The following is an 830-nucleotide window of genomic DNA, read 5'->3' on the forward strand; positions in this document are numbered from 1 at the left end:
TCGCGGATTTTCTATTCGGTTTTTATTTGCTAAATTAGGTGCTTAAACACGCCACTAATCATACACAAAACCGTTGGGCACAATTTGAGAAACAGAATCTTACATATCATAATTTTTAGTTTGTTGATAAGCTGTCAGCAGACAAAAAAAGAGAATAATGGAATCAAGAACTTACACAATTTCAAACTTGATTCAATTAAATCTCTTGACCGAAAATTAATCATTCATATTACAGATGAACTCGATTATTATGACCCTGTTCAGAATGAACAAAAGACTCTTTTTCTCTTAAAGGATTTCAAAATTGATAATGCTGAATCTGACAATCTTGAATTACATTTTAATATGCCAAATCGTGAAGATGGAAATCCTGAATTTGAAATTCCGGTAAACCATTTTATAAATAGTAGAAAACTATACGATGATTTAAGAATGAGAGAAATAATGAGCTTTATTTTAGAATTAGATTCAAAAGATAATAATCATCATTTTTTAGGTGGTCTCAATGCTGATTTTGCTTATTTCTGGCTAAAAGAAGATGCATTTGAAAAAGCATTTTCTGGAATAAATTCCGTTCAAGTAATACAAGACTATTTAAATGATTGTGGTAAAGACAATTCAGAAGCCATTTCTGTTATTAATGAATTCAGAAAGAAATATTCTGATTCCACAAATCTGGCTACTCAATTAATAAGCAAATTGGATGAATATTGTAAAACAACTGTGCCCAACACCGTGTATAATTAATTGCTTGGTTCACTGCCGACTTACGAACATTCCTGCGGAATATTCTATCTGTGATTTATTTGCTAAATTAGTTGCTTAACCAC

At 30.5% G+C, this 830-nt stretch carries 1 protein-coding gene; it reads left to right on the forward strand.

The window, feature by feature from the left end; all coding sequences use genetic code 11:
• The first annotated feature begins 345 nt into the window (after positions 1 to 345).
• Complete coding sequence (locus Q1B05_RS18555; RefSeq protein WP_299782950.1) at positions 346 to 747, forward strand: hypothetical protein; 402 nt, start codon at positions 346 to 348, stop codon at positions 745 to 747.
• Positions 748 to 830 lie beyond the last annotated feature (83 nt).

The sequence above is a fragment of the uncultured Formosa sp. genome, assembly GCF_947500765.1.
GTDB lineage: Bacteria > Bacteroidota > Bacteroidia > Flavobacteriales > Flavobacteriaceae > Formosa.

Coding starts and splice junctions, on each gene's coding strand:
- Q1B05_RS18555 (WP_299782950.1), top strand. CDS start 346: ATGCCAAATCGTGAAGATGGAAATCCTGAATTTGAAATTCCGGTAAAC.